Source organism: Mycobacterium sp. IDUB_37 (genome assembly GCF_055419245.1).
Genome location: NZ_JBVAXG010000003.1, coordinates 552,127 through 576,796, shown reverse-complemented (window position 1 = coordinate 576,796; position 24,670 = coordinate 552,127). Strand labels below are relative to the sequence as shown.

General features: G+C 63.9%; 25 protein-coding genes. 18 read left to right on the top strand and 7 right to left on the bottom strand.

The annotated features are described in order from the left end of the window. Positions 1–684 carry a TetR/AcrR family transcriptional regulator gene (locus ACZY1I_RS13300; protein WP_463754857.1) on the bottom strand — a complete coding sequence of 228 codons (684 nt, stop codon included), beginning with the start codon at positions 682–684 and terminating at the stop codon, positions 1–3. An 85-nt stretch (positions 685–769) separates the two neighbouring features. Between ACZY1I_RS13300 and ACZY1I_RS13295 the strand changes: the two genes are divergently transcribed. From ACZY1I_RS13295 to ACZY1I_RS13270, 6 genes are all read left to right on the top strand, one after another. Beyond that, the gene (locus tag ACZY1I_RS13295) at positions 770–1,498 is read left to right on the top strand and encodes a TetR/AcrR family transcriptional regulator (protein ID WP_463754856.1); all 729 of its coding nucleotides are present in this window, start codon (positions 770–772) and stop codon (positions 1,496–1,498) included. After that, the gene (locus ACZY1I_RS13290; protein WP_463754855.1) at positions 1,495–3,309 is read left to right on the top strand and encodes a flavin-containing monooxygenase; all 1,815 of its coding nucleotides are present in this window, start codon (positions 1,495–1,497) and stop codon (positions 3,307–3,309) included. Before ACZY1I_RS13295 ends, ACZY1I_RS13290 begins: the two co-directional genes overlap by 4 nt. Positions 3,310–3,338: 29 nt before the next feature. Further along, complete coding sequence (locus tag ACZY1I_RS13285; RefSeq protein ID WP_463755125.1) at positions 3,339–4,883, top strand: flavin-containing monooxygenase; 1,545 nt, start codon at positions 3,339–3,341, stop codon at positions 4,881–4,883. Between the two features lie 261 nt (positions 4,884–5,144). Beyond that, positions 5,145–6,932, top strand: a complete 1,788-nt coding sequence (locus ACZY1I_RS13280; RefSeq protein WP_463754854.1) for a PE domain-containing protein — start codon at positions 5,145–5,147, stop codon at positions 6,930–6,932. A 318-nt stretch (positions 6,933–7,250) separates the two neighbouring features. Next, complete coding sequence (locus ACZY1I_RS13275) at positions 7,251–8,345, top strand: sulfate ABC transporter substrate-binding protein (protein WP_463754853.1); 1,095 nt, start codon at positions 7,251–7,253, stop codon at positions 8,343–8,345. A gap of 15 nt (positions 8,346–8,360) precedes the next feature. Then, on the top strand, positions 8,361–10,136 hold the full coding sequence (locus tag ACZY1I_RS13270; RefSeq protein ID WP_463754852.1) for a SulP family inorganic anion transporter: 1,776 nt from the start codon (positions 8,361–8,363) through the stop codon (positions 10,134–10,136). 10 nt (positions 10,137–10,146) lie between these two features. Here the strand turns inward: ACZY1I_RS13270 and ACZY1I_RS13265 are convergent, their stop codons facing one another. Beyond that, entirely contained in the window at positions 10,147–10,968 is an 822-nt protein-coding gene (locus ACZY1I_RS13265) for an SDR family oxidoreductase (protein ID WP_463754851.1), read from the bottom strand. 215 nt (positions 10,969–11,183) lie between these two features. On the opposite strand from ACZY1I_RS13265, the gene ACZY1I_RS13260 reads away from it, so the two are divergent. Next, positions 11,184–11,783 carry a class I SAM-dependent methyltransferase gene (locus ACZY1I_RS13260; RefSeq protein WP_463754850.1) on the top strand — a complete coding sequence of 200 codons (600 nt, stop codon included), beginning with the start codon at positions 11,184–11,186 and terminating at the stop codon, positions 11,781–11,783. 50 nt (positions 11,784–11,833) lie between these two features. Next, positions 11,834–12,250 carry a hypothetical protein gene (locus ACZY1I_RS13255; protein WP_463754849.1) on the top strand — a complete coding sequence of 139 codons (417 nt, stop codon included), beginning with the start codon at positions 11,834–11,836 and terminating at the stop codon, positions 12,248–12,250. A 9-nt stretch (positions 12,251–12,259) separates the two neighbouring features. On the opposite strand, the gene ACZY1I_RS13250 is transcribed toward ACZY1I_RS13255, so the two are convergent. Genes ACZY1I_RS13250 through ACZY1I_RS13240 form a run of 3 tightly spaced genes read right to left on the bottom strand, consistent with a single transcriptional unit; the run spans position 12,260 to position 14,530 of the window. Further along, positions 12,260–13,078, bottom strand: a complete 819-nt coding sequence (locus ACZY1I_RS13250; RefSeq protein ID WP_463754848.1) for an SDR family NAD(P)-dependent oxidoreductase — start codon at positions 13,076–13,078, stop codon at positions 12,260–12,262. 4 nt (positions 13,079–13,082) lie between these two features. Then, positions 13,083–13,490: a nuclear transport factor 2 family protein gene (locus ACZY1I_RS13245; RefSeq protein ID WP_463754847.1), complete on the bottom strand. Its 408-nt coding sequence runs from the start codon at positions 13,488–13,490 to the stop codon at positions 13,083–13,085. Then, positions 13,487–14,530, bottom strand: a complete 1,044-nt coding sequence (locus ACZY1I_RS13240; protein WP_463755124.1) for a zinc-binding dehydrogenase — start codon at positions 14,528–14,530, stop codon at positions 13,487–13,489. Before ACZY1I_RS13240 ends, ACZY1I_RS13245 begins: the two co-directional genes overlap by 4 nt. Positions 14,531–14,585: 55 nt before the next feature. On the opposite strand from ACZY1I_RS13240, the gene ACZY1I_RS13235 reads away from it, so the two are divergent. The 7 genes from ACZY1I_RS13235 (at position 14,586) to ACZY1I_RS13205 (ending at position 21,112) form a co-directional block, all read left to right on the top strand. Further along, a complete protein-coding gene (locus ACZY1I_RS13235; RefSeq protein WP_463754846.1) occupies positions 14,586–15,500 on the top strand; it encodes a helix-turn-helix domain-containing protein in 915 nt (304 codons plus the stop codon). A 9-nt stretch (positions 15,501–15,509) separates the two neighbouring features. After that, a complete protein-coding gene (locus tag ACZY1I_RS13230) occupies positions 15,510–16,430 on the top strand; it encodes a LysR family transcriptional regulator (RefSeq protein ID WP_463754845.1) in 921 nt (306 codons plus the stop codon). Between the two features lie 93 nt (positions 16,431–16,523). After that, positions 16,524–17,930 carry an MmgE/PrpD family protein gene (locus tag ACZY1I_RS13225; protein ID WP_463754844.1) on the top strand — a complete coding sequence of 469 codons (1,407 nt, stop codon included), beginning with the start codon at positions 16,524–16,526 and terminating at the stop codon, positions 17,928–17,930. A 128-nt stretch (positions 17,931–18,058) separates the two neighbouring features. Beyond that, positions 18,059–18,826, top strand: a complete 768-nt coding sequence (locus ACZY1I_RS13220) for a DUF2127 domain-containing protein (protein ID WP_463754843.1) — start codon at positions 18,059–18,061, stop codon at positions 18,824–18,826. 120 nt (positions 18,827–18,946) lie between these two features. Beyond that, on the top strand, positions 18,947–19,474 hold the full coding sequence (locus ACZY1I_RS13215) for a PaaI family thioesterase (RefSeq protein WP_463754842.1): 528 nt from the start codon (positions 18,947–18,949) through the stop codon (positions 19,472–19,474). 93 nt (positions 19,475–19,567) lie between these two features. Next, the gene (locus ACZY1I_RS13210) at positions 19,568–19,975 is read left to right on the top strand and encodes a winged helix-turn-helix transcriptional regulator (RefSeq protein ID WP_463754841.1); all 408 of its coding nucleotides are present in this window, start codon (positions 19,568–19,570) and stop codon (positions 19,973–19,975) included. Positions 19,976–20,350: 375 nt separating this feature from the next. Continuing rightward, positions 20,351–21,112: a 5'-methylthioadenosine/adenosylhomocysteine nucleosidase gene (locus ACZY1I_RS13205; RefSeq protein WP_463755123.1), complete on the top strand. Its 762-nt coding sequence runs from the start codon at positions 20,351–20,353 to the stop codon at positions 21,110–21,112. A gap of 5 nt (positions 21,113–21,117) precedes the next feature. Here ACZY1I_RS13205 and ACZY1I_RS13200 read toward each other — a convergent pair whose 3' ends face one another. Continuing rightward, the gene (locus ACZY1I_RS13200; RefSeq protein WP_463754840.1) at positions 21,118–21,810 is read right to left on the bottom strand and encodes a CGNR zinc finger domain-containing protein; all 693 of its coding nucleotides are present in this window, start codon (positions 21,808–21,810) and stop codon (positions 21,118–21,120) included. A gap of 85 nt (positions 21,811–21,895) precedes the next feature. Here ACZY1I_RS13200 and ACZY1I_RS13195 point away from each other — a divergent pair, with 85 nt between their 5' ends. From ACZY1I_RS13195 to ACZY1I_RS13185, 3 genes are read left to right on the top strand one after another with little or no spacing between them, the layout of a single operon-like run. After that, positions 21,896–22,588 (top strand): SDR family oxidoreductase, encoded by a 693-nt coding sequence (locus tag ACZY1I_RS13195; RefSeq protein ID WP_463754839.1) that lies wholly within the window; start codon positions 21,896–21,898, stop codon positions 22,586–22,588. 39 nt (positions 22,589–22,627) lie between these two features. Further along, a complete protein-coding gene (locus tag ACZY1I_RS13190) occupies positions 22,628–23,074 on the top strand; it encodes an SRPBCC family protein (protein WP_463754838.1) in 447 nt (148 codons plus the stop codon). 39 nt (positions 23,075–23,113) lie between these two features. Continuing rightward, positions 23,114–23,920 (top strand): SDR family NAD(P)-dependent oxidoreductase, encoded by an 807-nt coding sequence (locus ACZY1I_RS13185; RefSeq protein WP_463754837.1) that lies wholly within the window; start codon positions 23,114–23,116, stop codon positions 23,918–23,920. A 1-nt stretch (position 23,921) separates the two neighbouring features. Here ACZY1I_RS13185 and sigC read toward each other — a convergent pair whose 3' ends face one another. After that, on the bottom strand, positions 23,922–24,494 hold the full coding sequence (gene sigC / locus ACZY1I_RS13180; RefSeq protein ID WP_463755122.1) for an RNA polymerase sigma factor SigC: 573 nt from the start codon (positions 24,492–24,494) through the stop codon (positions 23,922–23,924). Positions 24,495–24,670: the final 176 nt, after the last annotated feature.

The following is a 24,670-nucleotide window of genomic DNA, read 5'->3' as shown; positions in this document are numbered from 1 at the left end:
TTACTGCCCGGACGGCGTAGCGTCGGCCCGAACGAACAGTGTTCCCCGGATCATGCGCTTGGCCGCGCGCAGAATTGCGTCATAAGCCTCCGGCGACATCCTCGCGGCGGGTTCCGTCAAGCCGCGGGTCAGCGCGCAGATCGCATCCGCCGCGGCCCGGGCACTCGTGTCGGGGGATAGCGCAGCCCGCGCGGAGGCATCCTCGACGATCTCGGTGACAACGTCGCGTAGCGCCCGGGACCCGGGGTATTGCGGACCGCTCTGCCGGGACTGCGCTGTGGTCCCGGACCGGATCGCGCGCAGGAACGCGGCCAGGTACGGGAAGTCGCTCCGCAGCAGCTTCGACTCGTCGAGGACTGCCTCGAGTTGGTCAATCACGTCGTCGGATTGCGCGACGGCGGCGCGCAGGCGGGGCAGCACGATGTCTTCGATCTCATCGCTGGTTGCCTTGAGCAGATCGGATTTGTTGGGAAAGTAGTGGTAGAGGCTCCCGCTCGTCATATCTGCCAAGCGCGCGATCTCGCGGATGGTTGCTTGGGAGTAGCCGACCTCGGCGACGCATCGCATGGCCGCCGCGATGATGCGCTTGCGGGTCTGCTCGCCATTCGCTCCGACCGGACGGCCCAGTTGAGACACCACCTGGGGTTCCGCTTGGGTCCCCGGCTGGCTTTTAGCGGCGGTCACGATTGTCCGCCAAATTGCTGTTGGTCACCCACCGCGCGTCCTCCCCAGACGCTGAAACTAATTGATCAGTCGAATATATTCGATGATGTCGGTACCCCGCCCGTCGCCCGGAGGGTGGGCAGACACGCGAGTGAGGCTCGACTTGGCGCAATTACAGGCCCGAACGCAGCTGGGCCGCCCCATTGGCGCCAGTGGTGGGGAAACCCGCCAGCGCATCATGGCCGCAACCATGAGGTGCGTGGCCGAGGTCGGCTATTCGCACGCAACCATCCGTGAGATCGCGCGGATGGCCAACGTGACCAGCGCCAGTCTGTACAACTACTTTCCCAATAAGTCCGAGCTGATCAAGGCCACGATCGCGGCCAGGTCCGAGGCCGCCATCCCGCGTTTGCGCAGGGCCGCTGACGGTCCCGGCGACATCATCGACCGAATCGAAGCCGTGCTCAGCGAATGCGGCAACCTGATGCGCAAATACCCGGACTTGGCGGCGTTCGAGTGGGCGATAAGGGCAGAACATGTCATCGGCCACGACGATCCAGCTCCCGCAGACCTAGAGCGTGGGGCCAGTTTCGAGACGTTCCGCGAGATCATCGAGCGCTTGGTTGACGAGGCCCACCGCAATGGCGATCTCGGTCCCGACCCCGATCCGCGCGCCACCGTGGAAGCGATTTATGCGCTCATCTATGGCTTGACCGAGCTGGCGGCCACTCTGCCGTCGGAGGATTACCACGCGGCGCTGAACTCGGCCAAGGTGATGATCAGGGGGGAACTGTTCGGGGCGGACAGACCGCCATCGGCGGGGGAGAAGGCTTGACCGAGACTGCCGGCACCCGGACCGCTGCGGCCGCGCTGGATGTCGAGGCACTGCGCGAGAAATATGCCGCGGAGCGGGCTCGCCGGTTGCGCGCCGACGGGATCGCGCAGTACGTGGAGATCGCCGGCGAGTTCGCCAGGTTTGGCGAAGACCCTTGGGCGGAGGGGGACTACACCCGCGAGCCGCTCACCGACGAGGTAGACGTCGCAATTGTCGGAGCCGGCTTCGGTGGGCTTCTCACGGGTGTACGGCTGCGCGAACTCGGGGTCGACAGCATCCGTTTGATCGACAGGGCTGCCGACGTCGGGGGCACCTGGTACTGGAACCGGTATCCGGGCATCGCCTGTGACGTCGAGTCCTACGTTTACATCCCATTGTTGGAAGAGCTCGGCTATGTACCAGAGCTCAAGTACTCCACGGGTGCGGAGATTTTTGCGCACTGCCGGCGCATCGCCGATCGCTACGACCTCTACCGCGATGCCTGCCTGCGCACCGATGTCCAGGAAATTCGTTGGGATGCAACATCTTCGCGCTGGATCATCCGCACAAATCACGGTGACGAGATGCGGGCGAGATTCGTCTCGATGGCCAACGGGTATCAGGCCAAGCCCAAGTTGCCCGGCATTGCCGGCATCAGCGAGTTTCGTGGGCATACCTTCCACACCAGCCGATGGGACTACGGATACACCGGCGAACACCTGGAGAACCTCGGGGGCGTGCGGGTAGGCATCATCGGGACCGGGGCGACCGCGGTGCAGTGCGTGCCGCACCTGGCCGCCGCGGCGCAACAGTTGGTTGTCTTTCAGCGCACTCCGTCTTCGGTCGATGTGCGCGCCAACGGATCGACAGATCCGCAGTGGGCCAACGCATTACAGCCTGGATGGCAGCGCAGGCGCATCCAGAACTTCCAGATTCTCACGTCCGGCGGGCAGGCCGAAGAGGATCTGGTCGCCGACGCTTGGACGAGCATCACCCGCAAGCTCCCGGTGATGCGTCACGACGACGACGCGACGATCAGCCCCGAGCAACGCACGCGCGACATCGAGATCGCGGACTTCGCCAAGATGGAAGAGATCAGGGCACGGGTCGACGGCATCGTCGCTGATCGCGCGACGGCCGAGGCGCTCAAGCCCTGGTACGGCTACTTCTGCAAGCGGCCCTGCTTCCACGACGACTACCTGCAGACATTCAACCGCGAGAACGTGACGCTGGTCGACACCGCGGGCCGGGGCGTCAACCAGATCACCGAGACAGGTGTGGTGGTCGGCGGGGTCACCTACGAACTCGATTGCCTGATCTTCGCAACGGGTTTCGAGGTGGGCACCGATTACTGCCGCCGGAGCGGGTTCGAACTGATCGGCCGCGACGGCCTGACGTTGACCGATCGCTGGAGCGACGGGGTGCGCACCTTTCAGGGCCTGTGCGCCAACGGTTTCCCGAATTGCTTCATCGAGAGCATTGCCCAGGCAGGGCTGACCGTCAACTTCCCCTATCTGCTTGACGTGCAGGCGACGCACGCCGCGTGGGTCATCGCCTGGGCCTTGGAGCACGATGTCAGCGAAGTCGAGGCAACCGCCGCCGCGGAGGCGGCCTGGGTCGAGACGGTGGTGCAACGTTCGATCGCGACCGCCGAACGGGCGAAGACCTGCACGCCCGGTTATTACAACAGAGAAGGCAAGGCGGACGCCAAGACTCGGCAGGGCAGCTTTTTCTTCGGCGGTCCCACCGAGTACGCCGACATCCTGGCGGCGTGGCGGGCCGAAGGGGATCTGCACGGCTACCGGATCCGCCACGCCCAGGACGGGCCGTGACGGGCCGCCGCCGGTACACCGTCGGCCGAATCAGGGCCGCGACCCGGTGGTGTCGTTCGAGACGGCGCTCTCCCAAGGTGGCGATCATCGGCGCGGGTTTCGGCGGACTGGGTGTCGCGGTAGCGTTGCGCCGCAGCGGCATTGACGACTTGGTGATCATTGAGGACGCCGACGGCGTCGGGGGAACGTGGCGGCGCAACACCTATCCGGGTGCCGCCTGCGACATCCAGAGTCACCTGTACTCGTTTTCTTTCGCACCCAACAAATCGTGGAGTCGCACTTACGCACGGCAGCCCGAGATTCTCACCTATCTGGAGTCGGTGGCCGACGATTTCGATCTCAGTCGCCACCTCATGCTGCACACCAGGGTGGAGTCGGCCCACTGGAACGCCGAAACTTGCCAATGGAGCCTGTCTTTGGACCGCGGCGCACGCTCGGAGACGTCCACTGCCGAGACGCTGATCGTCGACGTCGTTGTATCGGCCGTTGGACTATTCGGATCGATCAAGCTGCCGGATATCGCCGGCCTCAGCGAATTCGGTGGCACACTCATGCACACCGCGCAGTGGGATCATGGCGTGGACCTGACCGGGAAAACGGTTGCGGTAGTCGGCACCGGAGCCAGTGGGGTGCAGGTGATTCCCGAACTTGCCAAGATCGCCAAGCGCCTGACGGTCTACCAACGGACACCGCCCTGGATGGTGCCCAAGGACGACCGACCCTACAGTGCAAGTGAATTGGCGAATTTTCGACGCAACCCGCTGGCTGTGCGGCGTACCCGCTGGCAGATCTGGAAGTTCCAGCATGACAACACCGCCACCATGGCCGATGACCCGGTGGTGGCAGCCCGGTCGCAGTTCGCGACTTCGTTCTTGGAGCGCACCGTACCCGAGGAGCGGTTGCGTCGCGCGCTGACGCCGGGCTATCCGTTCCGGTGCAAACGCGTGCTGCTGGGCGAGGATTTCTACCGGGCGTTACAACAGGACAACGTTGAGCATGTCACGGAACCGATTGAGCGAGTGACCAATACATCGATCGTCACCGCCCAGCGTGAATCCGACGTCGATGCGATCGTGCTAGCGACCGGATTTGAGACGTCTCAGTACCTGTCAGGTATCGAGGTCGTCGGCGCCGGGGGCGCGCGATTGCACGAGCGGTGGGGTGCGGACCCCAGCGCCTATCTTGGTGTTGCCGTCGCCGGCTTTCCCAACTTCTTCATGCTCTACGGACCCAATACCAACCAGGGTGGCAACTCGATCGTCTACATCCTGGAGGCCGGAGCCCGCCTGGTGGCCAGCGCGGTATCTCGGATCGCTAGCCGCGGCGGCTACCTCGAGGTGCGCCCCGAGATCGAAAAGCAATACAACATAGAACTTTCCGCGGACCTTGAGCGTTCGATCTGGACGCAGTGCACCAGCTACTTCCGATCTCCCACCGGGCGCATCGTGACCCAGTGGCCGTACACGGAGTTGGAGTACGCGCGTCGCACCTGGCGTCTACGGCCGCGGGAGTGGCTGCACCGTGCATCCGGAAAGCCGGCGGCTGCATCGCAAGAGGCGGTCGCGCGCAATTGAGCAGCCCGCTCAGCGCGACCTCTTTACCCCTGCTCGGCGACGTTGGAGTCGCGGGCTGTCCAGTCGCTGGTGTATCCACCGCCGATGCCGGCGCTTGGCCTGAACCTGGCATCTGTGACATCGGGTTGCGAAACCGCCAACGCGGGCCCGGCGCGATGCATACGATCAAACGATTGATTATTTGAGGAAAACGTCCACGCGACCTGCTTATTGTGCATACGATCAATTGATTGGTTATATAGCCGGCGTGGATGGTCAGTGATGTCTTACTTGGTAGCGGTTCCGGAGTTCTTGTCATCTGCGGCGAGAGATCTGGCGAATATCGGATCGACCCTGAGCATCGCTAATACCGCAGCAGCATTGCCGACAACCGGGATTGTTGCGGCCGCCCAGGACGAGGTCTCCGCTGCCCTGGCCACGCTGTTCACCGGTCACGCCCGCGAGTATCAGGCTCTGAGCGCGCAGGTGGAGGCATTCCACCAGCAATTTGTCCAACTGGTGCAGTCCGGTGCGGGATCGTATGCCGCGGCGGAGGCTGCCAACGTCAACCCGCTGCAGCAGGCGGCGCTCGACCTGGTGAACGCACCCACTCGCACCTTGCTGGGCCGTTCGCTGATCGGCAACGGCGCCGACGGCCTGGCGGGAACCGGTCAGAACGGCGGCGACGGCGGGTTGCTGTACGGCAATGGCGGCAAGGGTGGATCCGGCAGGCAGGGCCAGGCCGGCGGGAACGGCGGTAGCGCCGGAATGATCGGCAACGGCGGCGCGGGCGGAGCGGGCGGCGCCAGTGTTGATGCGGCTAGTGCCGCCCCGATGGGTGGCCGAGGCGGCAACGGCGGCAGGTTGTACGGCAGCGGTGGTGCCGGCGGGGTCGGCGGGGCAGGAGCGTTCGGCGGCGTCGGGGGCGCAGGTGGCAACGCCGGTCTAGTGGGCGACGGCGGCGACGGCGGCACCGGCGGGTCCGGTCAAACCCCTGGTGTGGGTGGCGCAGGTGGATCCGGCGGGCAGATCGCAGGCAATCACGGCGCGAAAGGGGCGACGGGGACGAAGATTGCCACCCCGGTTGATCCCGGCAACCCCACGAACCCGGGCAACCCGACGGATCCCGGCAACCCGACCGACCCCGGTAACCCGACCGACCCGGGAAACCCGACCGATCCGGGTAATCCGACCAATCCGACCGGGCCCAACGCCACTGACGCGGCGCGCGACGGCTACATCAAATCGTCCAACGGCGGGACCCTCACAGATAGCAACCTCGCCGAGGTTTCCGGCATCGACGCAGGCATCAACAATCCGAACGTCTATTGGGTGCACAACGACTCAGGCGACTCGGCACGCATCTTCGCGGTCGATGCGAAGACGGGCCAGACCCTGGCCACCTACAAACTTTCCGGCGCAACGGCCAATGACTGGGAGGACATCGAGGTTGCCAAGGGGGCGGACGGCAAGTCCTACATCTATGTCGGCGACACCGGTGACAACGGATATTCGCGCAGCAATGTCACCATCTATCGCGTCGAGGAACCGATCGTCACCGGAACCGCGAGCAACCCGACCAACGCAACACTGACCGGTGTCCAGCAACAGAAGCTGGTCTATCCGGGTGGCCTGAAACTCAACTCCGAGGCGCTGGCCGTCGACCCGGTCAACCACAACATGCTGGTCATCGAGAAGACCAGCGGCGATGTCTCGCGGGTGTACTCAACGCCGGACAGTGGCTGGAGCGCCGCAGGCAGCAGCAGTGCCGCCAAAACGCTGACCCAGGTTGCCACCCTGGATCTGTCGCACGCCAATGAACAACTCGTGACCAGCGCCGATTTCTCGCCCGACGGTTCGCAACTGGCGGTGCGGACGTATGACGATGTTCTGCTGTGGAACCGCGCACCGGGCAGCAGTTCCTGGTCGCCCTTCAGCCAGCAGCCTGTGGAGGCTCCCGTAGCGAGCGAGCGTCAGGGTGAGGCAATCGCGTTCCATCCCGATGGTCAGGATTATGTCACCGTCAGTGAAGGAACCAGCCAGGTGTTGCACGAGTACAACATTCGCTGATGGGGGCGCGCGCCGTCGGCGAGTTGGATTGCACTGAGTGACCACCATTCGAGCTGACGATCGTCTGGTCGTAACCGGCCTCGGCGAAGACGCGATAGGCGTGCGTCAGTAGCCGGCATTGCAACGGACACCGACCTCAACTGCGCACCGCGGGTCGCGGATTTGCCGAGGCGCGATATTTACTCAGCGTAAGTACTGCACCGATATGGCCTTGAGCTGCGCAAACTTATTTTCAGGCCGATTCTCATCACTCCTGCACGGCCGTCTGATCGTTAACATCGTCAAAACTCTTGAACCACAAACGAAGATGAGACACCGATGGTAGACACCGACCGGTCAGCGCAGCATTGGATCCGAAGGCTGCGCGTGCCCTGGCACGTGTCCTGGCTGAATGTGCTGGGTGTAGTCGCCATCGTTGTTGCCGCAACCGCGATCGTGATCAAGAATCTGCCCAACGACGGACCCAACCAGCTACTCAACGTGTCCTATGACCCGACGCGTGAGCTGTACGCGGCGCTCGACCCCGCGTTCGTCGCGCAGTACCAAAACCAGACCGGCACCCGGCTGGAGATCAAGCAGTCGCATGGGGGCTCAGGTCGACAGGTGCGTAGCGTCATCGACGGGTCGCAGAAGGCCGAGGTGGTATCGCTGGCTTTGAGCAGTGACATCGACACACTGCGCAAGCGCGGTCTGGTCGCGGCGAACTGGCAGACCCGCCTGCCGAACAACTCGATTCCCTACACGTCGACCATCGTCTTTGTGGTGCACAAGGGCAATCCGAAAGGCATTCACGACTGGCCCGACCTGATCAAAGACGACGTAGCCGTGGTGACGCCCAACCCACGCACCTCGGGGAACGGGCAGCTGAGCATCCTCTCCGCATGGGGTTCGGTGACCACCCGCGGCGGCACCCAGGAGCAGGCGGCCGGCTATGTCCGCTCGCTGTTGAGCCATGTCGCGGTCTCTGACGCGGGGGCACGCAGCGCAGCTGTCAGTTTCGCCACTCAGCGGATCGGCGACGTGCAGCTGACGTGGGAGAACGAGGCTTTGCGCGAGGTCGCTGCCAATAAGGACGAATTCGAAGTCGTCTATCCCCCGGTCAGCATTCGCGCCGAGCCCGCGGTGGCCTGGGTCGATGCGAATGTCACTGATCCCAAAGTTCTGGCCCACGCCAAGGCGTACCTCAACTACTTGTTCACCGACGCCGCACAAGAGGTGATGGCGCAGCGCGGCTACCGCCCCTTCAATCCAGAGATCCTGGCGAAATATGCCACCAAGCTTCCAAAGCTTCAGCTCTTCCCGATCACCGCTCTTGCCAACGACTGGAACGATGCGCGGCAGAAGTTCTTCAGCGACAACGGAATCTACGACACCATCTCCGCGCCGCCGGTTACCGCGGCGCCGGCGGCATAGCGGAAAGGCTGCATCGTGAGCCTTGGTTTCAACTACAACTGGCTGAAAGGGCGGGCTGATGTCATCGCCGGCCTCACTGTCGCTGCCATCTCGTTCCCGCAAGCTATCGCCTATGCACTGATTGCCGGGGTCGATCCCCGATTCGGCGTCTACTCGGCAATCGTGGTGACGGTGATCGCGTCGATCTTCGGATCGTCCTCGCATCTGATCAACGGGCCGACCAGCGCGATCTCCCTGCTTGTCTTCACCGCTCTGGCCTTCGTCGATTCGGAGAACACCGGAGCCCTGTTCCAGGCGCTGTTCCTGCTGAGTGTGCTGGTTGGCGCGTTCCAGATCATCATCGCGGTGTTCAAACTGGGCAACCTGACTCGCTATATCTCCGAATCGGTCATTATCGGCTTCATGGCAGCCGCCTCACTGTTGCTTGCTCTGGGACAACTGGGCAACGCGTTCGGCGTAAAGGATAAGGGCAACGGGCACATGCAGGTGCTACGTCGCGTCTACCTCACCCTTTTTCACGGCGACCACATCAACTATCGCGCAGTGATATTGAGCCTTTCGGCGGTAGTGCTGGCAGTCGTGCTGCGCAAACTCGTGCAGCGCTACGGGTTGCCGCAGATCGACATGCTTGCGGTGCTGATCATCACGGCTCTCATCGCTTACCTTGCGGGATGGTCGATTCCGGGTGCCGGCGGCAAGACGGCGGTATCGGTGGCCGCCAAGGTGCCACGGAGCCTGCCCACGCCGCACATCCCGGATGTCGATACCAGTTGGCTGCCTGAACTTTCGACGGGTGCACTCGCCATCGCCTTCGTCGGCATCATCGAGGCGCTGTCCATCGCGAAAGCGATTGCGCACCAGACTCAGCAGAAGATCGACTACAACCGGCAGATTATGGCCGAGGGGCTGGCCAACCTGGGTGGTGGGTTTTTTCAAAGCATTCCGGGCTCCGGGTCGCTGTCGCGTTCAGCCATCAATTTCCAGTCAGGTGCGTTGACGCGATTCTCCGGAATAGTTTCGGCCGCAACGGTTGCCGTGGCGCTATTGCTGTTCGCGCCACTGCTGCGCTACGTGCCTCAGCCGGCGCTGGCCGGTCTGCTGCTCGTCACCGCCGCGCGACTGGTCGACTTCAAGCGGCTGATCTACACGGTGAAGGCGTCGCGCTACGACGCGGGTTTGGTGATTGTGACCGCGATCGTGGGTGTGGCCATCGATCTCGACAAAGCCGTTCTGCTCGGCGTCATTCTTTCGATTGTGCTGTTCGTGCCGCGTGCTGCGAAACTGCACGCCAGAGAGCTGATCGTCACTCCCGAACGCGTGGTGCGCGAACGGGTTCCGGGCGATCCCACCGATCCATCGACCATCATCTACGACCTCGAGGGCGAGTTGTTCTTCGGTGCCGCACCAGAATTGGATCGCCATCTCACAGCAATCGCAGAGCGGATCAAGGCCGACGACATCAAATTCGTGGTTTTGCGGCTTAAACGGGTACGGCATCCAGATGTCGTCTGCATCGAGCGCATCGACCATTTCTTGACGGAACTCTCCGCGCATGAAGTGACCGTCCTGTTGGCCGGCGTGCGCGCGGACACGCTTGGCGTGTTGAAGAACGTCGGCCTGCTGAGTTGGTTCCCCGAGGACCGCATATTCCCCGAAGAGGACGTGGAATACTCGGCGACCCTGAAGGCGGTGCGCTATGCACACGCCGAACGGGCAGCCCTGGAATCGGATGCGCCGCTGCAGAATAACGGGGTGAAGGTCGAAGATCCAGCCCTCTACTACCTGGTCTGACGTCCGCCGGTTACGGAGTGCCGGCCTTCAAGGCCGCGACGACGCCGCCGTCGACCAGCAGGTCGGTTCCGGTGATGAAGGTGGCGTCGGGACCAAGTAGGAAGGCGGTCGCTGCAGCAATATCGTCGGGGGTTCCGATGCGACCGGTGCCGGACATCGCGATCATGGACCGCATGCCATCGCCGACGGGCGAGGCCAGCTCCTGCTGTCCCATCGACGTGGAGATGATGCCAGGGCTGATGGAGTTGACCCGCGCGCCGCGCCGTCCCCACAGTGCGCTGGCGGATCGAACCCGAAGGTGGTTCGCCTGCTTGGCTATTGGATAAGCGAAGTTTGGTTCGGTGATCCGGCTGATGAAGTCCAGCTGAAGCAGTTCTTCCGGCGGGAGGTGGGCCAGCAAGCGTTCCTGCTCGGCGGTCAGCGGAGGGAACAGGTGGCCGGCCATGCTGGCGATCACCACGCCCGCACCGCCCGGCGCGATCACGTCGCCGAACTCCTGCAGCACCAGAGCGACGCCGAGCAGGTCTACCGCAAGGATCGCGTCAGCCGAGGCTTGCGCCGGCGAGAGCCCAGCGGTGTGAGCGAGTTGGGTGACGTTTCCCAGGGAAGCGGCAAATTCGGCGAGCCCATGCACAGAGTCGGCTGACGTCACGTCGACACGTTGGCTCTCGACGTCGTAGCCGTCCGCTGCCAGTGACTCGGATACGGAAGTCAGTGTCTGTTCGTTGTTGTCCGCCAGCAGAAGGGTTTTGGAAGAACCGAGGCGCCGCGCAATGGCCTGCCCCATACCGCCAACCCCGACGATGGTCAGCACTTCCCGAAATACGGTCACTCAATTGCCTCCGTAGTCGTCATACGAACACCACCGATCCAGAATCGCATGATCTTGATTGGGGTGGTCATCTGGCGGGGCTGTGGTGGCGCCGAGCCTGCGGTGGTGGCGCCGAGCGTGCAGCCACAGCTACCGAAGTGGCTCTTGAGCAGCCGTGAGCGCACGCTCGGCGCCGTGCGCGCACGCTCGCCCCAGATTCGGATAGCTTCGATGAAGTGTCGGGCGAAGAACCTTGGAACCTCAACATCCATTACGACGCGCTGCTGGAATCCCAGGTGCCGGTCGGTGCTCAGCGCGTGCTCGACGTCGGCAGTGGCGACGGGTTCCTGGCCGGGCGGCTGGCTGACCGCATACCCGAGGTCACTGCGATAGAGCGCGATGCGCCAGTGTTGAGCCGGGCGAAGAACCGATTCGCCACCGCGCCGATCCAGTGGATACACGGCGACGTCATGACTGCCGAGTTGCCCGCTCGAGGTTTCGACGCTGTGGTCTCGAATGCCGCCCTTCACCACATCGACGACACACGCGCTGCCCTGGGCAGGCTCGCTGAACTCGTAGGGCCGGGCGGGACATTGGCCGTCGTCACATTCGTCAGGTTTTCGATCCGCACCAGTTTGTGGAACGTGGGGTCCGGCGTGGCCTGTTTCGTCACGAATCGCATCAAGGGGAAGTGGGAGCACAGTGCCCCCATCAAATGGCCACCGCCGGACACGTTTTCGCAGCTGCGCGCACACGTGCGGGAAACACTTCCCGGCGCCCGGATCAGCCGTTTGCTTTATGGCCGGGTGATCATCACCTGGCGATCGCCGGCTTAGCCGTCGACGAGACGCTGCGTGAAGTCTGACGAACTGGGCATAGAGACGCTATGAGCGAACCGGAGAGACCGCACCCGGAGGTGGATGAAGCGACGGTGCAGGCGGTCGGTGCGGTATCGGAGGCTTTGGAGTATGTCGAACGCGCTCGTGGTGAGTTGTACACGTTCCATCAGCTGATGGGACATGCGGATCTCTTGCTAGGCCAAGCGTGCGACAAGCTACGCGACGCCGGTCACGATGCAGTCGCCGATCGCCTGCTGACCGACTTGGTCGGCCGCAATGTCCTGCAGGGCCGGTGGACTTATCAGATTGTCGAGGAGTTCGACGACGACTACTGGTCGGTGTTTCGCGATCATGAGCGGCGTGTGCGGCAGGAACTGCAAGGGGGTGCGCGGCACTTGCATGAAGCGAGGATGAAGGAGGAACGCCGCACTGCCGGCCGGCCCGGCCATGAGCTCCGACCGTAGTGCCATTGGCTAGGTGTCAGAGCCCATCGCAGCTTTAGCGACCTGCGCGAACAGCTCGACGGCCTGCTTACGCGGCAGCGATGCCACCATCTGCATTGCGGCGCGCATCATCTCGCCGACCATCAGGGTAGGCCCGTTGGTCAGGTTGTCGAATGCTTCGGCGATGACATCGTCCACGGTGGCGGCTCCCGACGGAACGTCGTCGGGCGAGCTGAGTTGGCCCCGGCTGTACTCGAGCTCGCGCAACGCGGGGGTATCGGTCTTGCCCAGGATGAGGCCCAGCACGTCGACGCCCTTGTCGTGCAGTTCGGACCACAACGCTTCGGCGAACACCATGTCGAAAGCCTTGGATGCGCCGTAGGCGACCATGTTCGGTCCACCGACCAGCCCGGCGCCGGACCCGAAGATGACGATTCCGCCGCTGCCTCGTTCGACCATTGCGGGAGCGAAGTGGTGGCAGAGCTGCATCGGCACCATGCAGTTGCGTTGCACCATCGCTTCGGCATTCTCGATGGAATTGGCAAGGAAGGGTTCGTAATTCGGGTCGGCGCCGGCGCAGTACACCAGGAATCCGATCTCCAAATCTTCAGTGGCCTCGGCGACTGAAACAGCTGCGCCCGGCTGGGCGAGATCTACAGCAAGAATCCGGGTTTGCACCCCTGCCGATGAATTGATATCTGCGGCAACCTGTTCCAGGACCGACTGATGTCGGGCCAGCAGCACCACGTTGACGCCGCGCTCGCCCAGGCCTTTGGCGAAGGCTGCTCCCACGCCGTCGGAAGCGCCGGCCACCAACGCCCACGGTCCGTATTTCGCTGTGAATGTCATACGTCTAACCCACTGCCACTACGCGCACCGAGGTGAACTGCCGTCTGGCTATTCGCCATCCCTCGGGAGTTCGCACGAGCACGTCGTCGTAGAAGCCGACTGCGTTGACGCCACCGTTGTTGTCGGCGGCCATGATCAGTCCGTCGATGTAGGTGCGGGCCTCGGCGTGATCGCCGTCAACTGTGATGGCCATGTTGCTCAGTCGATGCAGCGTGTACCCCGCCATGGCATGCACCAAGTCCATGAACTCGATGACTTCCTCAGCGGTGTGCCATTTTCCGATCTCGCCGTAGTCGACGTCGCACTCGGCGGTGAACACGGTGCCGAGCAGTCGATACTCGCGCCGGTCGATTGCGGTCGCATAACGCACCAGCAGTTCGGAAATGTCCTGTCGGTCTTCACGTTCGGTCATATGACGTCTCCGTTGGGGTGAACCACTATGCGCGGTGGTCCTTCTGATCTGCGGGCCGACTCAAGCGCATCCGGCACTTCGTCGAGCGTGATGATGCTGCCGACGCTGGGCAGCGGATCCAGCTTCCCTGCCGCGATCGCGTCAAGCGTTCCGTACCAATCCTGCGGGTGCGGGCCACCGCCGAATTGGAGCGTGACGCCTTGGCGGGTAGCTGTGGTGATGTCCAGTGTGTCGCCGGTGTACCAGCCACCCGCACAATAGATCCGGGTGCCCATCTCGGCGGACTCGACAATCTTCTGAATCAGTCCCGCCGCACCGACGCACTCGAAAACCACTGCTGGACCAGGTAACCCGCGCGCGGCCCGTACTTCCCGGAACGCATCGAATGCCGATTGCTCGGCAGGGTCGACGAGAACGTGTGCGCCAAAGCCGTCGCGGGCCAGTTCGCGACGCTCGGCTTTGTAATCCGCGACGAGGATCGGTTCGATGCCCCTACTCGCCAACGCGGCAACGGCGGATAGGCCGATCGCGCCCGCGCCGATGACGATAGGGATTTCCCCGGGTTGGAGTTGTGCCGAGCGGACGTAGAACTCGCCGACGGCGAATGCGTCGGTCAGTGCGACGGCGTCACTGGATGCGCTGCCGGAGACCGGCTTGGCCGCGGCCTCCGACACCACCAGCAACTCTGCAAAGCTGCCTTGAGCCTCGGGATGCTGCCCGATGATCCGCAGGCCGCCGGTGCCACCATCGACCAAGCGGATCGGCATCGCGGTGACTCGCGAGCCGACCGTAATCTGCTCCGAACAGCCGGGACCCAGTCCGATCACTTCGCCGACGAACTCGTGACCGAGCACGATGTCCTGATTCTCGTCATAGAGCGAGCGACCTGTCGGATCGTCGATGCCCAATTCGGGATGGTCCATGAAGTGCACGTCGGAGGCACAGATTGCGGTGCTTAACGTCCGTAACAGCAGCTCGCCGGTGCCCGGCTCGGGGTCCGGTGTGTCACCGACGTGCAATTTGCCGTCTCGCAGAATCACTGCACGCACAGCGCGACCTCGCTAGTTTTCTCGAATAATTGAGATATAGTCTCGAATGTTCGTAATCACACTAAGAACAATCGCCCGAGGGAGTCAAGGAATTCGCGGATCGACATCGGCGCCGACCGCCCGGGTACTCGACGTCGTCGAACTGCTCGCGCGGTCGAGTGGCCGACAGCTGCGCTTCTCCGACGTGGTGCGCGAACTAGACCTGACCCAGGCGACTGCGCACGCGATCCTGAAAACGTTGTGCGACCGCGGCTGGGCCAGTCGCGATCCCGCGGCCAAGACGTTCACCCTGGGCCCCGCACTCGCGGTGGTGGCTGCCCGCACCGACTCGGCGCGGCCACTTTCACACGCTGCCCGCGCCGCGGTGCTGCGGGTAGCCAGCGCGGTCGGATATGCGGGTTCGGTGGTCGAGCGGTTCGAGGAATCCCTGGTGATCACCGCGTTCGAGGGTGACGAGGCCACCGAGCCGTCCGGACTGCCCGGTGACCGCATCCCCTACGCGCCGCCCTTCGGTGTCGCATTCGCGGCATGGGATACCGATGAACGACGGCAGGCCTGGATCCGTCGAGGCGCGGGCACCGATCCGGAGCGGGCGCGGCGCCTGGAAGGTGTGCTCACGCGAACGCGGCAACGGGGGTTCGACGTGGACTGCACAACGCCCGCACTGGCGCAGGCCGCACAATTGGTCGGCACGCTGCCAAGCGATGAAGTCCCGGCCCCGGTCCGACAGATCATGGATCAGCTACTCGTCGAGTTCACCACCAGCGGTGCACTTTTCGACGAAGACGCCAGCAGTGCAAAACAACCGGTGGTCACCATCGCCGCACCGGTGTTCGACCATCGACAAGAGATCGCCCTCATCATCGCCGTCCATCCACTGCGTCCGCTCACCGGCAACCAGATCCGCTCGGTCGGTCGACTTCTGGTCGACGAAGCGTCGCTGGTGGCGACCCGCACCTAAGCTCAGCTCATGGAACTTCGGCAGCTGCGCTACTTCGTGGCTGTCGCCGAAGAGTTGCACTTCGGCCGCGCTGCCGATCGGTTACACATCTCCGGGCCGGCGCTGTCGCAACAGATCATCGCGCTGGAGCGGGAACTGGGCGCCGACTTGTTCTTTCGAGACCGGCGCACGGTTCGGCTGAGCGAGGCCGGGCGAACCCTGCTGGCGGACGCTCGGCGCATTCTCGCCCTCTCCGATGACGCCAGGAGTCGTGTGCAGCACGCCGCGGCGGCCGCCACGCCGCTCCGCCTCGGTTACGTCAGTTGGCTGCCCGACGACATCAGCGCTCTGGCGGGATCCGCGGTAGCACTGCGCATTGACGAATGGGTGCTTCCGTCGCACGCACAGGCGGACCGCGTGGCCGAAGGCACGCTCGACATCGCGCTGACGTGGATTACCGCGCAGCAAGTCGAAGAGCGTGGATTGACCGCACATCTGCTGCGCTACGAGCCGCTGCGCGCCGTGCTTCCCGGTGTGTCGTCAGCGGAACCCATTGCTGCAGGACAAGTTAACGTTCTCGTCGACTCTGACGAGTCGGCATGGTCGTCCTGGAACCGTTTTGCCGGCGAGTTCGCGGCAGCTTCCGGTGCTCGCGTGGTGAAGATCAATGACGGCGGGATTGCGGGCGATGCGTTCTTCGCCCACGTTCGCAGAATCGGTGCCGCTGTTTTGGCCTCGCCCAAGCGCCACAACGCCGTAGCACCCCCGACTCTGGGGCAGCGACCCATTTCCGATCCGGTGCCCGTGTGGACGTGGTCGCTGGTGCATCGCGAGGACGACAGTCGGACCAGCGTGCGCAATCTGGTGACTGCGCTACTGGCCGTGGCCGACAGTCGAGAATGGCGCACTCCGCCCAAAGGCCGATGGTGGGCGCCTGCTGAGCTGCCGTAGGAAGCTGGGCCGAACAGAGGTAGGCAAATAGTCCTGGACGCCGCCGCATTGTCGCGCTTCAGTCGTATGTAGCGACACGGAGGATGAAAAGTGATGGCACAGAACTATGTGGTCGACGACCTTGCCGCGTTTGTCGTCGGAGCGCGGCAGGCGGATCTGACTGGACAATCCCGAAACATGCTCAAGCGCAACGTGCTTGACAGTATCGCTTGCGCGATCGGAGCGTTGGACGGAGAACTCATCCCCGCGATCCGCGCCCACGCCGAAGAATTCAGTGGACGACCCACCGCGACCCTCCTTGGTGGTGGTCGGGCATCGGTGGATCAGGCGGCATTCTTCAACGCGGTCCTGGTCCGCTACCCAGACCTGCTCGACACCTACCTGACCGTTGGCGGACTTTGTCATCCCGCCGATAACTTCGGCGCCATTCTCGCCGTCGCCGAGTATCTCGATGCCCCCGGAGCAGACTTTCTGCTCGCCCTCGCGGTTGCCTATGAGGTGCAATGCCGATTCAGCGCTGCAGTCCCGGTCATGGCGCGGGGCCTCAATCACGCTCTGCAACTAGCGATGTCGGTGGCAGCAGGCTCGGCCAAGCTGTTGGGGTTGAACGAGGATCGGACCGCTGATGCCATTTCTGCTTCCACGGCCGACAATGTCTCGCTCGCGACCGTGCATGCCGAACCGGTCTCGAACTGGAAGGGCATCTCGCCGGCGATCACCGGCATGCGCGCCGTCTACACAACGATGTTGGCGGGTCGAGGCGTCACCGGGCCGCGCACTCTGTTCGACGGACCACACGGTCTGACCCAACTTTTCGGCCAGCCAATCGATTTCCGCACCGCCGACCGAGGACTCACTGCCGTCGATCAGACCTACCTCAAGCAGTTCTGCGCACTGATACACGGTCAGGTCGTCATCGACGCAGTACTGGCGATTCGTAGTGCCAACGATCTTCGCGGCAGCGATATCGCCGCGGTGAACCTCGAAGTATTTCAAGGTGCCTACGACTTCGCAGGCGGCGGCGCGTACGGAAACAAGGACCGCCCGTCGACCAAAGAGCAGGCCGACTACAACCTCAAATATCTGAGCGCGGTCGCCCTGATCGATGGCGGAGTGGGCCCCGAACAGCTTGAGAACGAACGAGTTCGGCGCTCCGATGTGCAGGAACTGCTGACTCGGATTGACGTCCGGCCGGCCCCCGACCTGACCGCGGACTATCCACTGCGTACCGCGGCACGGGTGCATGTCACGACGCGCGACGGACGCAAGTTCAGCCACGAGCAGGCCGACTACGAGGGTTCGCCCATTCGTCCGATGTCCTGGGATCGGGTCGTGGCGAAGTTCCGCTGGTTGGCCGAACCTTTCTGCGATGACGGACTTCGCGACCAGATTGTCTCGGCGGTCGAAGGCATCGACGCGAACCCGATCACCGACCTCACCCGCCTACTCGGCGCCGTCAGTCCCCATGCCGCGCGTCGCCGCAGCGCACTGAGGTTTTGACGGCTTCAGGTGTCTTCCGACGCCGATGGTGTGCGCGTCCCCTTGCATGGTTTGCTGCTCGCGTTGAATGATCGGCGAACTCCGGCGTAACCCGGACTCAAACCGCCCTCGAAGGAGCGCACGTGGCCATGAAGAAGAATCGCGCCCTCAACCGGTGGGAGTTGGTCACCTGCGCAGTCTCCGGTCACGCCACCTATGCACCGGATGACGAGGCGCTGGCCGAGCGCCTGCACGCCAAGACCGAGCTCGGCGAGGTGTGGCGCTGTCTGCGTTGTGGCGACTTCGCGCTCGGGGAGCCGCATGGCCGAGGGCGCCCCGAAGATGCACCGCTCATCATGCGCGGCAAGGCATTACGACAGGCAATAATCATTCGATTACTGGCCGTCGAACGACTTGGGCGGGCGCTCATTCTGGGGCTCGCCGCATGGGCGGTGTGGACGTTTCGCGGTTCCCGCGGCGCGATCCAGGCGACCCTCGAGCGGGATCTGCCGATCTTCCGTGCCGCTGGATTCAAGGTGGACCAGATGACGGCCATCCACGAGTTGGAAAAGGCGTTGGCCGCCAAACCATCCACCCTGACGCTGATTACCTGTCTGCTCGGTGCCTACGCGTTGCTGCAGATCGTCGAGGGAGTCGGACTGTGGCTGTTGAAGCGCTGGGGGGAGTATTTCGCGGTTGTCGCCACCTCGGTTTTTCTGCCGTTGGAGATTCACGAGATGCTCAAAGGCGTCACGACGACCCGGGTGGCGACACTGGTCATCAACATTGCTGCGGTGGTGTATCTGGTGATCTCGAAGCGGCTTTTCGGAGCGCGGGGCGGACGCAAGGCGTACGACGAGGAGTTACACGGCGAGCAGTTGCTCGACCTGGAGCGCGCGGCCATGACAGCGACCTGAGCCCCCGACGTGTGACTCAGACGACACTCAGCTGGCTTGACTAAAGTAGAGCCAGCTATCAGGCTGACTGAGAGGCGCGGCGTCTGCCGTGTGCGATGCAACCCGGGAGGTGTGCACGTCGTGAGCCAGACAGTCTGCTCAGCCGATTGGGACACAAGCGAAGCCGACCGAACCCGCACCATCGTGTGGGCCGATCCGCAAAGTGCGGCGGAGGCGGCGCGCAGTCGCAGCGGCCTGGAGTTTCTGCAGGCCATGGTCGACGGGGAGGTGCCTCCACCACCGGTGATGAGCACCATCGGCGGCCAGCTGGAGTCCGTTTCGGCGGGCTCGGCGGTCTTCACCATGACTCCGGCGGAATTTCACTACAACCCGATCGGTTCCGTACACGGCGGCATGTACTGCACGCTGCTGGACTCCGCCGCGGCGTGTGCCGTCCACACCATGCTGCCGCCCGGGGTCGGATACACCAGTCTGGATCTATCGGTCCGCTTCGTCGGCGCCATCAAAGTCGAAACCGGTCCGGTGCGGTGCACTGGCACGGTGACTCACCTTGGCAAGCGCACCGCGATCGCCGAGGCAGTGCTGACCAGCAGCACGGGCAAGTTGCTGGCGACCGCCACCAGCAGCTGCCTGATACTCAATCCTTGATCGCCGGCGCACCGCCGAAGGGATCTGAGCAAAGTGAAGTTGTCCGACAGACTCGCTGATCGAAGTCGGTGGACGGCCGCCGACTGGTGTCCGATGGAACATGCCCTGACGTTGATCGGAACGCATTCGGCGATGGTGTTGCTGCGCGAAGCCTTCTTCGGTGGCAGCCGCTTCGACGACTTGGCCAGTCGCGCCGGGGTGACAGAGCAGATCGCGGCGAAGCGGCTGCGTCAGCTTGTCGACGCCGGATTGCTGGAGAAGCGGCCGTATCAGGAACCCGGGCAGCGCAAGCGCCACGAATACGTGCTCACCGATCGCGGTCGGGACCTCTATCCGGTGCTGATCAGCCTGATCGAATTCGGCCGGACCCTGCAGGGCGAGTCCAGCGCGATGGAACTGATACACGATGGATGCGGTGCTGCGGTCGTGCCCGAAGTAAGATGTTCCGCAGGGCACCAGGTTTCGCTGGCCGACACCATGGTGCGAATTGCGAAGCGCTGAAAGCGGTTTGCTGTGACGCGGTCGGAGAGACCCTCGCACTGTGCCGGACAGCACAAGGCTGCTTAGCACGCTGTTTACCCGCGCGCGGTGCTCCCGTAAAGCGTCCAGGCTGTAATTCGATTAAGCGACGCAGCACGTCGCACTCACTAAAGGACCATAACCGTGACCGCATTACCGAAACGGATCAACCAGAGCCACAGCGCCGGTGACGAAGTCGCCGCGAGCAGGTCCCGCGCCTGCCACGCGCTACATGCCGCGCTGAAAAGCGATTCGCGGCGCCCGACAACTGCACCGCGCGTGATGCCGCGCGGAGCCGAGCGTTGCTGACCTGCCGCTACAATCCAATGTCGTGAAACCGTTGGTGCCGCCGGGTATATCGCGGTGACCATCGGCGTGATCTGCGCGATACCGCAAGAGTTGGCGCATCTACGTAATGTGCTGCACGGCTCGTACCGAGAGCGGATCGCTGAGATCGACTTCGATCGTGGCGAATTGGACGGACACCCGGTGGTGGTGGCCGCCGCAGGTATGGGAAAAGTGAACACGGGCCTGGTCGCAACGTTGCTGGCCGATCGATTCGGCTGCCGCGCAATCATTTTCACCGGGGTCGCGGGTGGACTGGATCCGAAACTGAGTATCGGGGACATCGTCATCGCCGACCGGGTCGTGCAGCACGATTTCGGTCTGCTGCAAGCCGAACGGTTGCGTACCTACCAACCCGGCCACATCCCCTTTATCAACCCCATTGAACGGCTGGGGCATCCGGCCGATCCTGTCCTGATCGACCGGGTCAAGGGCCTTCTTCAGGGCTTCGCTCTGCCGCCACTGTCCATCGCGGCCGGCGGTGACGGCAGGCCGCCACGGATCAACTACGGCACCATCCTGACCGGCGACCAGTACCTGCACTGCGAACGCACTCGTGCCCGGCTGCACAACGACTTCGGCGGTCTCGCGGTGGAAATGGAGGGCGGGGCGCTGGCCCAGATCTGCGAATCCTTCGCCATCCCTTGGCTGGTCATTCGCGCGCTGTCCGATCTGGCCGGCGCCGATTCCGGGTTGAACTTCAATCGGTTCGTCGGCGAGGTGGCGACCAGTTCTGCCCTTATTTTGTTGCGATTGCTTCCGGCGCTGTACTGACCGCCCTATGTGGCCCGCTCGCGGTTTGACGGTGGCGACCCACTGCGCCCGGCTTCGCCGAGCTTGTGATCGCCACGGTTTGACGGTGGCGACCCACTGCGCCCGGCTTCGCCGAGCTTGTGATCGCCACGCTCGCGCTTGCGGGCCCGCGACGCCCGTAGATTCGCCGCATTCCCACAGGTTTTTACGTTGTGCCAGACGCCACTGTTGTTTTTCGATCGGTCATAGAACGTCGACGCGCACTGGTGGTTGCGGCATCGCTTCAGGCGCGGCCAGGTGCCTTCCCACTGACTCTGCAGCACCTCGGCCCAGAGCGCCGAAGCCAACCAACGCCAGCCACTCCCAACGGGCTCAAGCCGCACCTGCCCGGTCGGCGAAATTGTGAACGCTGCCGCGATCGATCTCGTCGACACTTGCACGGCTTCGCCGGCGAGTAGCTTTGCGATGGTGTCGCGCAAGCCGTACAGCTTCGCTACATCGGCGTCAGTGAGCGCAGGAGGCTCCGCGGCGACTCCCCGTGCCGCGGCCCAGGCCTGGGCTGCTTCCGCCGCCCACTCGCGCGCGAGTTCGGGATCGGCCAGTAGGTCCGGGCCGTAATCGCCGATGCCGACGGTGTTGAGGAAATCCTGTACCAGCCCTAAGCCGCCGGGGGCGGGTGCGAGCCGGTAGCGCTGTGACGCAAACCACGGATGCGACATAGCCAAAGATTACTTGTATATGTCGTCATCGGCAACTAGCCTGACAGAGGCAAAGACTTTTTACTTAGTTCAAGGAGTTTTGAACATGGTCAACATCCAGGGATCGACGGTCGTAGTCACCGGCGGGCAACGTGGCCTCGGCAAGGCCATTGTGGACGAGTTGCTGGCGCGTGGTGCGGCCAAGGTGTACGCCACCGCACGGGCGCCGAAACCCAGCGACGACCCGCGGGTGGTGAGCGTCCCGCTCGACGTCACTGACGGCGATTCCATTGCGGCCCTTGCCGATACGGCCTCCGACGCGCAAATCGTGGTCAACAATGCCGGCACCAACGGTGGATACAGCCTGCTGCAGTCGGACATCGACGTGATTCGGGAGGTCTTCGAGACCAACTTCTTCGGTGCGGTTCGGGTCGCGAAGGCCTTTGCGCCGGTCCTGGCCCGTAATGGCGGCGGGGCCCTGATCGACATCCACTCCGTGTTGTCCTGGCTGGGTGGCTTCGGCGCCTACGGTGCCTCGAAGGCAGCGTTCTGGTCGGCCACCAACTCGCTGCGAATGGAACTCAAGGGGCAGGGAACTCTGGTCACTGGGGTCCACCTCGGTTACACCGACACCGACATGGTCGCCGATGTCGACGCACCGAAGAACGACCCACGTCAGGTGGCCCGCGACATCCTCGACGGTGTCGAGCGTGACGACGCTGAGGTCCTCGCAGACGACCTCAGCCGACAGGTGAAGGCGGGACTATCCGGGCCGGTCGAGAACCTTCAGGCCGGCTGACGCCCTGCGGGTACCGGCGGGACGTGTTTGGATCCGGATATGACCCAAGACCGGATCGTCAGCGCCACCCGCGCCATCTCAGCCAGCGCCGATCGGATCTTCGCGTTGATTGCCGACCCGTCCCGCCACTCGGAGTGGGACGGGAACGGCAATGTGGCGTCGTCGGCTCCGGGGCAGCGGGTCCGCCAAGTGGGCGACGTATTCAAGACGACGCTGACCGGTGGCGAGGTGAGGGAGAACCACATCGTGGAGTTCATCGAGGCCAGCCAGATCGCCTGGCTTCCGGCAGAACTCCGCAAGCAGCCGCCCGGGCACCTGTGGCGTTTTCAGCTCAGCCAGGTGAACCCCACACTGACCACGGTCACGCACACGTACGACTGGACGGCACTGACCGATACCAAGCGCTTGGTCCGCGCTCAGGCGACCACGGCCGAGATGTTGCGGGCATCGCTTGATCGGTTGGCCGTCCTCGCACAGGCCGAGTGACCGCCTTAGGGCAACCGCCCGCCCGGTACGGTCACTGCTATGGCTCTCCCACCAGCAGGAAAAGACCGTGCCGCGATCGTCACCGGCGCATCGTCGGGCATCGGCGAGCAGTTCGCCCGGATACTCACCGAGCGCGGCTATCAGGTTGTGTTGGTGGCGCGCAGCGCCGACCGCCTCGAGGAGATCGCCGGCCGATTGGGTGAGAAAGCTCGCCCGTTGCCTGCGGACCTCTCGAACCGAGCCGACCGAGCGAGCCTGCTGGATCGCGTCGAGGCACTTGGTCTGACCCCAGACATCCTGCTGAACAACGCCGGCCTGTCGACCCTGGGAGTTGTTGCGGAATCAGATCCAGAAAAAGAACTCAATCTCGTCGAGGTCGATGTGGCTGCGGTGGTGGACCTGTGCAGCCGGATCCTGCCCGGAATGGTCGAGCGCAAACGGGGCGCCATCCTCAACGTCGCTTCGGTCGCGGCCTTCGGCCCTTTGCCGGGGCAGGCGGCCTACGGCGCCGCCAAGGCGTTCGTGTTGTCCTACACCCACAGCCTGCGCGGCGAACTGCGCGGAACCGGGGTCAATGTCACCGCACTCTGCCCCGGACCGGTGGACACCGGATTCGGCGAGGCGGCGGGCTTCAGCAAGGAAGAAGCCGACGCGGCGTTACCGAAGATCATGTGGGTTCCGGCCGACAAGGTTGCGCAGGCCGGAATCGACGGCCTGGCAGCTGGAAAGGCTGTCGTCGTGCCAGGCATCGCCAACCGGATCTCCTCGGAGCTGTTCCGGGTGGCTCCGCCGGAGTGGATGCTGCCCTTCCTGACGCGCAATCACCCGGCGACCAAGAACAGGTGAGCTAGCCGACCCGGTCGCTTTCGTTGGCCGCGCGCAGCAGATCGTCACGCGCCCGCGCCACCCGGGAGCGGACCGTGCCGATGGGGCATCCGCAGACGTCGGCGGCTTCGGCGTAGGAGAGCCCCAGAACCTGGGTGAGAATCAGCGCTTCGCGGCGCGTGGCCTCCAACCCGTCGATCAACAACCGGATCTCCACCATGTTTTCAATCCGGTTGGGCCGCTTCTCCCATGCCGGCTGCCCGCCGGTGAGAGCCTCATCAAGATCGGCCACATGAACCGTCCGGGGGCGGCAGGTGTTGTGCCGGATGGAATCGACGACCACGCGCCGGGCAATCGACAACAGCCAGGTCCGAGCCGTCGAACGGCCGGCGAAGCGCGGCAGAGAACCGATCGCGCGCACGAACGTCTCCTGGGTCAGGTCGTCTGCGCTGCCGGGATCCGTCAGGTAGGCGACCATCCGCCACACGTCGCGCTGCGTGGCCTGGATGAATGCCGTAAGCGCAGCCCGATCGCCCCGACCCGCGGATTTGGCGAGCTGAGTAATTTGGTCATCAACGTCACCGCCAGTCGCCACGGGTGTTGAGCGTAGTCGGGATCGCAAGCGCGGCGAAGCCGAGTCGGGATCGCAAGCGCGGCGAAGCCGGGCGCCGCGGGTCGCGACCATGAGGTAGTCGGGATCGCAAGCGCGGCGAAGCCGGGCGCCGCGGGTCGCGACCATGAGGTAGTCGGGATCGCAAGCGCGGCGAAATC

Coding starts and splice junctions, on each gene's coding strand:
- ACZY1I_RS13295 (WP_463754856.1), top strand. CDS start 770: ATGTCGGTACCCCGCCCGTCGCCCGGAGGGTGGGCAGACACGCGAGTG.
- ACZY1I_RS13280 (WP_463754854.1), top strand. CDS start 5,145: ATGTCTTACTTGGTAGCGGTTCCGGAGTTCTTGTCATCTGCGGCGAGA.
- ACZY1I_RS13275 (WP_463754853.1), top strand. CDS start 7,251: ATGGTAGACACCGACCGGTCAGCGCAGCATTGGATCCGAAGGCTGCGC.
- ACZY1I_RS13255 (WP_463754849.1), top strand. CDS start 11,834: ATGAGCGAACCGGAGAGACCGCACCCGGAGGTGGATGAAGCGACGGTG.
- ACZY1I_RS13250 (WP_463754848.1), bottom strand. CDS start 13,078: ATGACATTCACAGCGAAATACGGACCGTGGGCGTTGGTGGCCGGCGCT.
- ACZY1I_RS13245 (WP_463754847.1), bottom strand. CDS start 13,490: ATGACCGAACGTGAAGACCGACAGGACATTTCCGAACTGCTGGTGCGT.
- ACZY1I_RS13235 (WP_463754846.1), top strand. CDS start 14,586: ATGTTCGTAATCACACTAAGAACAATCGCCCGAGGGAGTCAAGGAATT.
- ACZY1I_RS13230 (WP_463754845.1), top strand. CDS start 15,510: ATGGAACTTCGGCAGCTGCGCTACTTCGTGGCTGTCGCCGAAGAGTTG.
- ACZY1I_RS13225 (WP_463754844.1), top strand. CDS start 16,524: ATGGCACAGAACTATGTGGTCGACGACCTTGCCGCGTTTGTCGTCGGA.
- ACZY1I_RS13220 (WP_463754843.1), top strand. CDS start 18,059: ATGAAGAAGAATCGCGCCCTCAACCGGTGGGAGTTGGTCACCTGCGCA.
- ACZY1I_RS13210 (WP_463754841.1), top strand. CDS start 19,568: ATGGAACATGCCCTGACGTTGATCGGAACGCATTCGGCGATGGTGTTG.
- ACZY1I_RS13200 (WP_463754840.1), bottom strand. CDS start 21,810: ATGTCGCATCCGTGGTTTGCGTCACAGCGCTACCGGCTCGCACCCGCC.
- ACZY1I_RS13195 (WP_463754839.1), top strand. CDS start 21,896: ATGGTCAACATCCAGGGATCGACGGTCGTAGTCACCGGCGGGCAACGT.
- ACZY1I_RS13190 (WP_463754838.1), top strand. CDS start 22,628: ATGACCCAAGACCGGATCGTCAGCGCCACCCGCGCCATCTCAGCCAGC.
- ACZY1I_RS13185 (WP_463754837.1), top strand. CDS start 23,114: ATGGCTCTCCCACCAGCAGGAAAAGACCGTGCCGCGATCGTCACCGGC.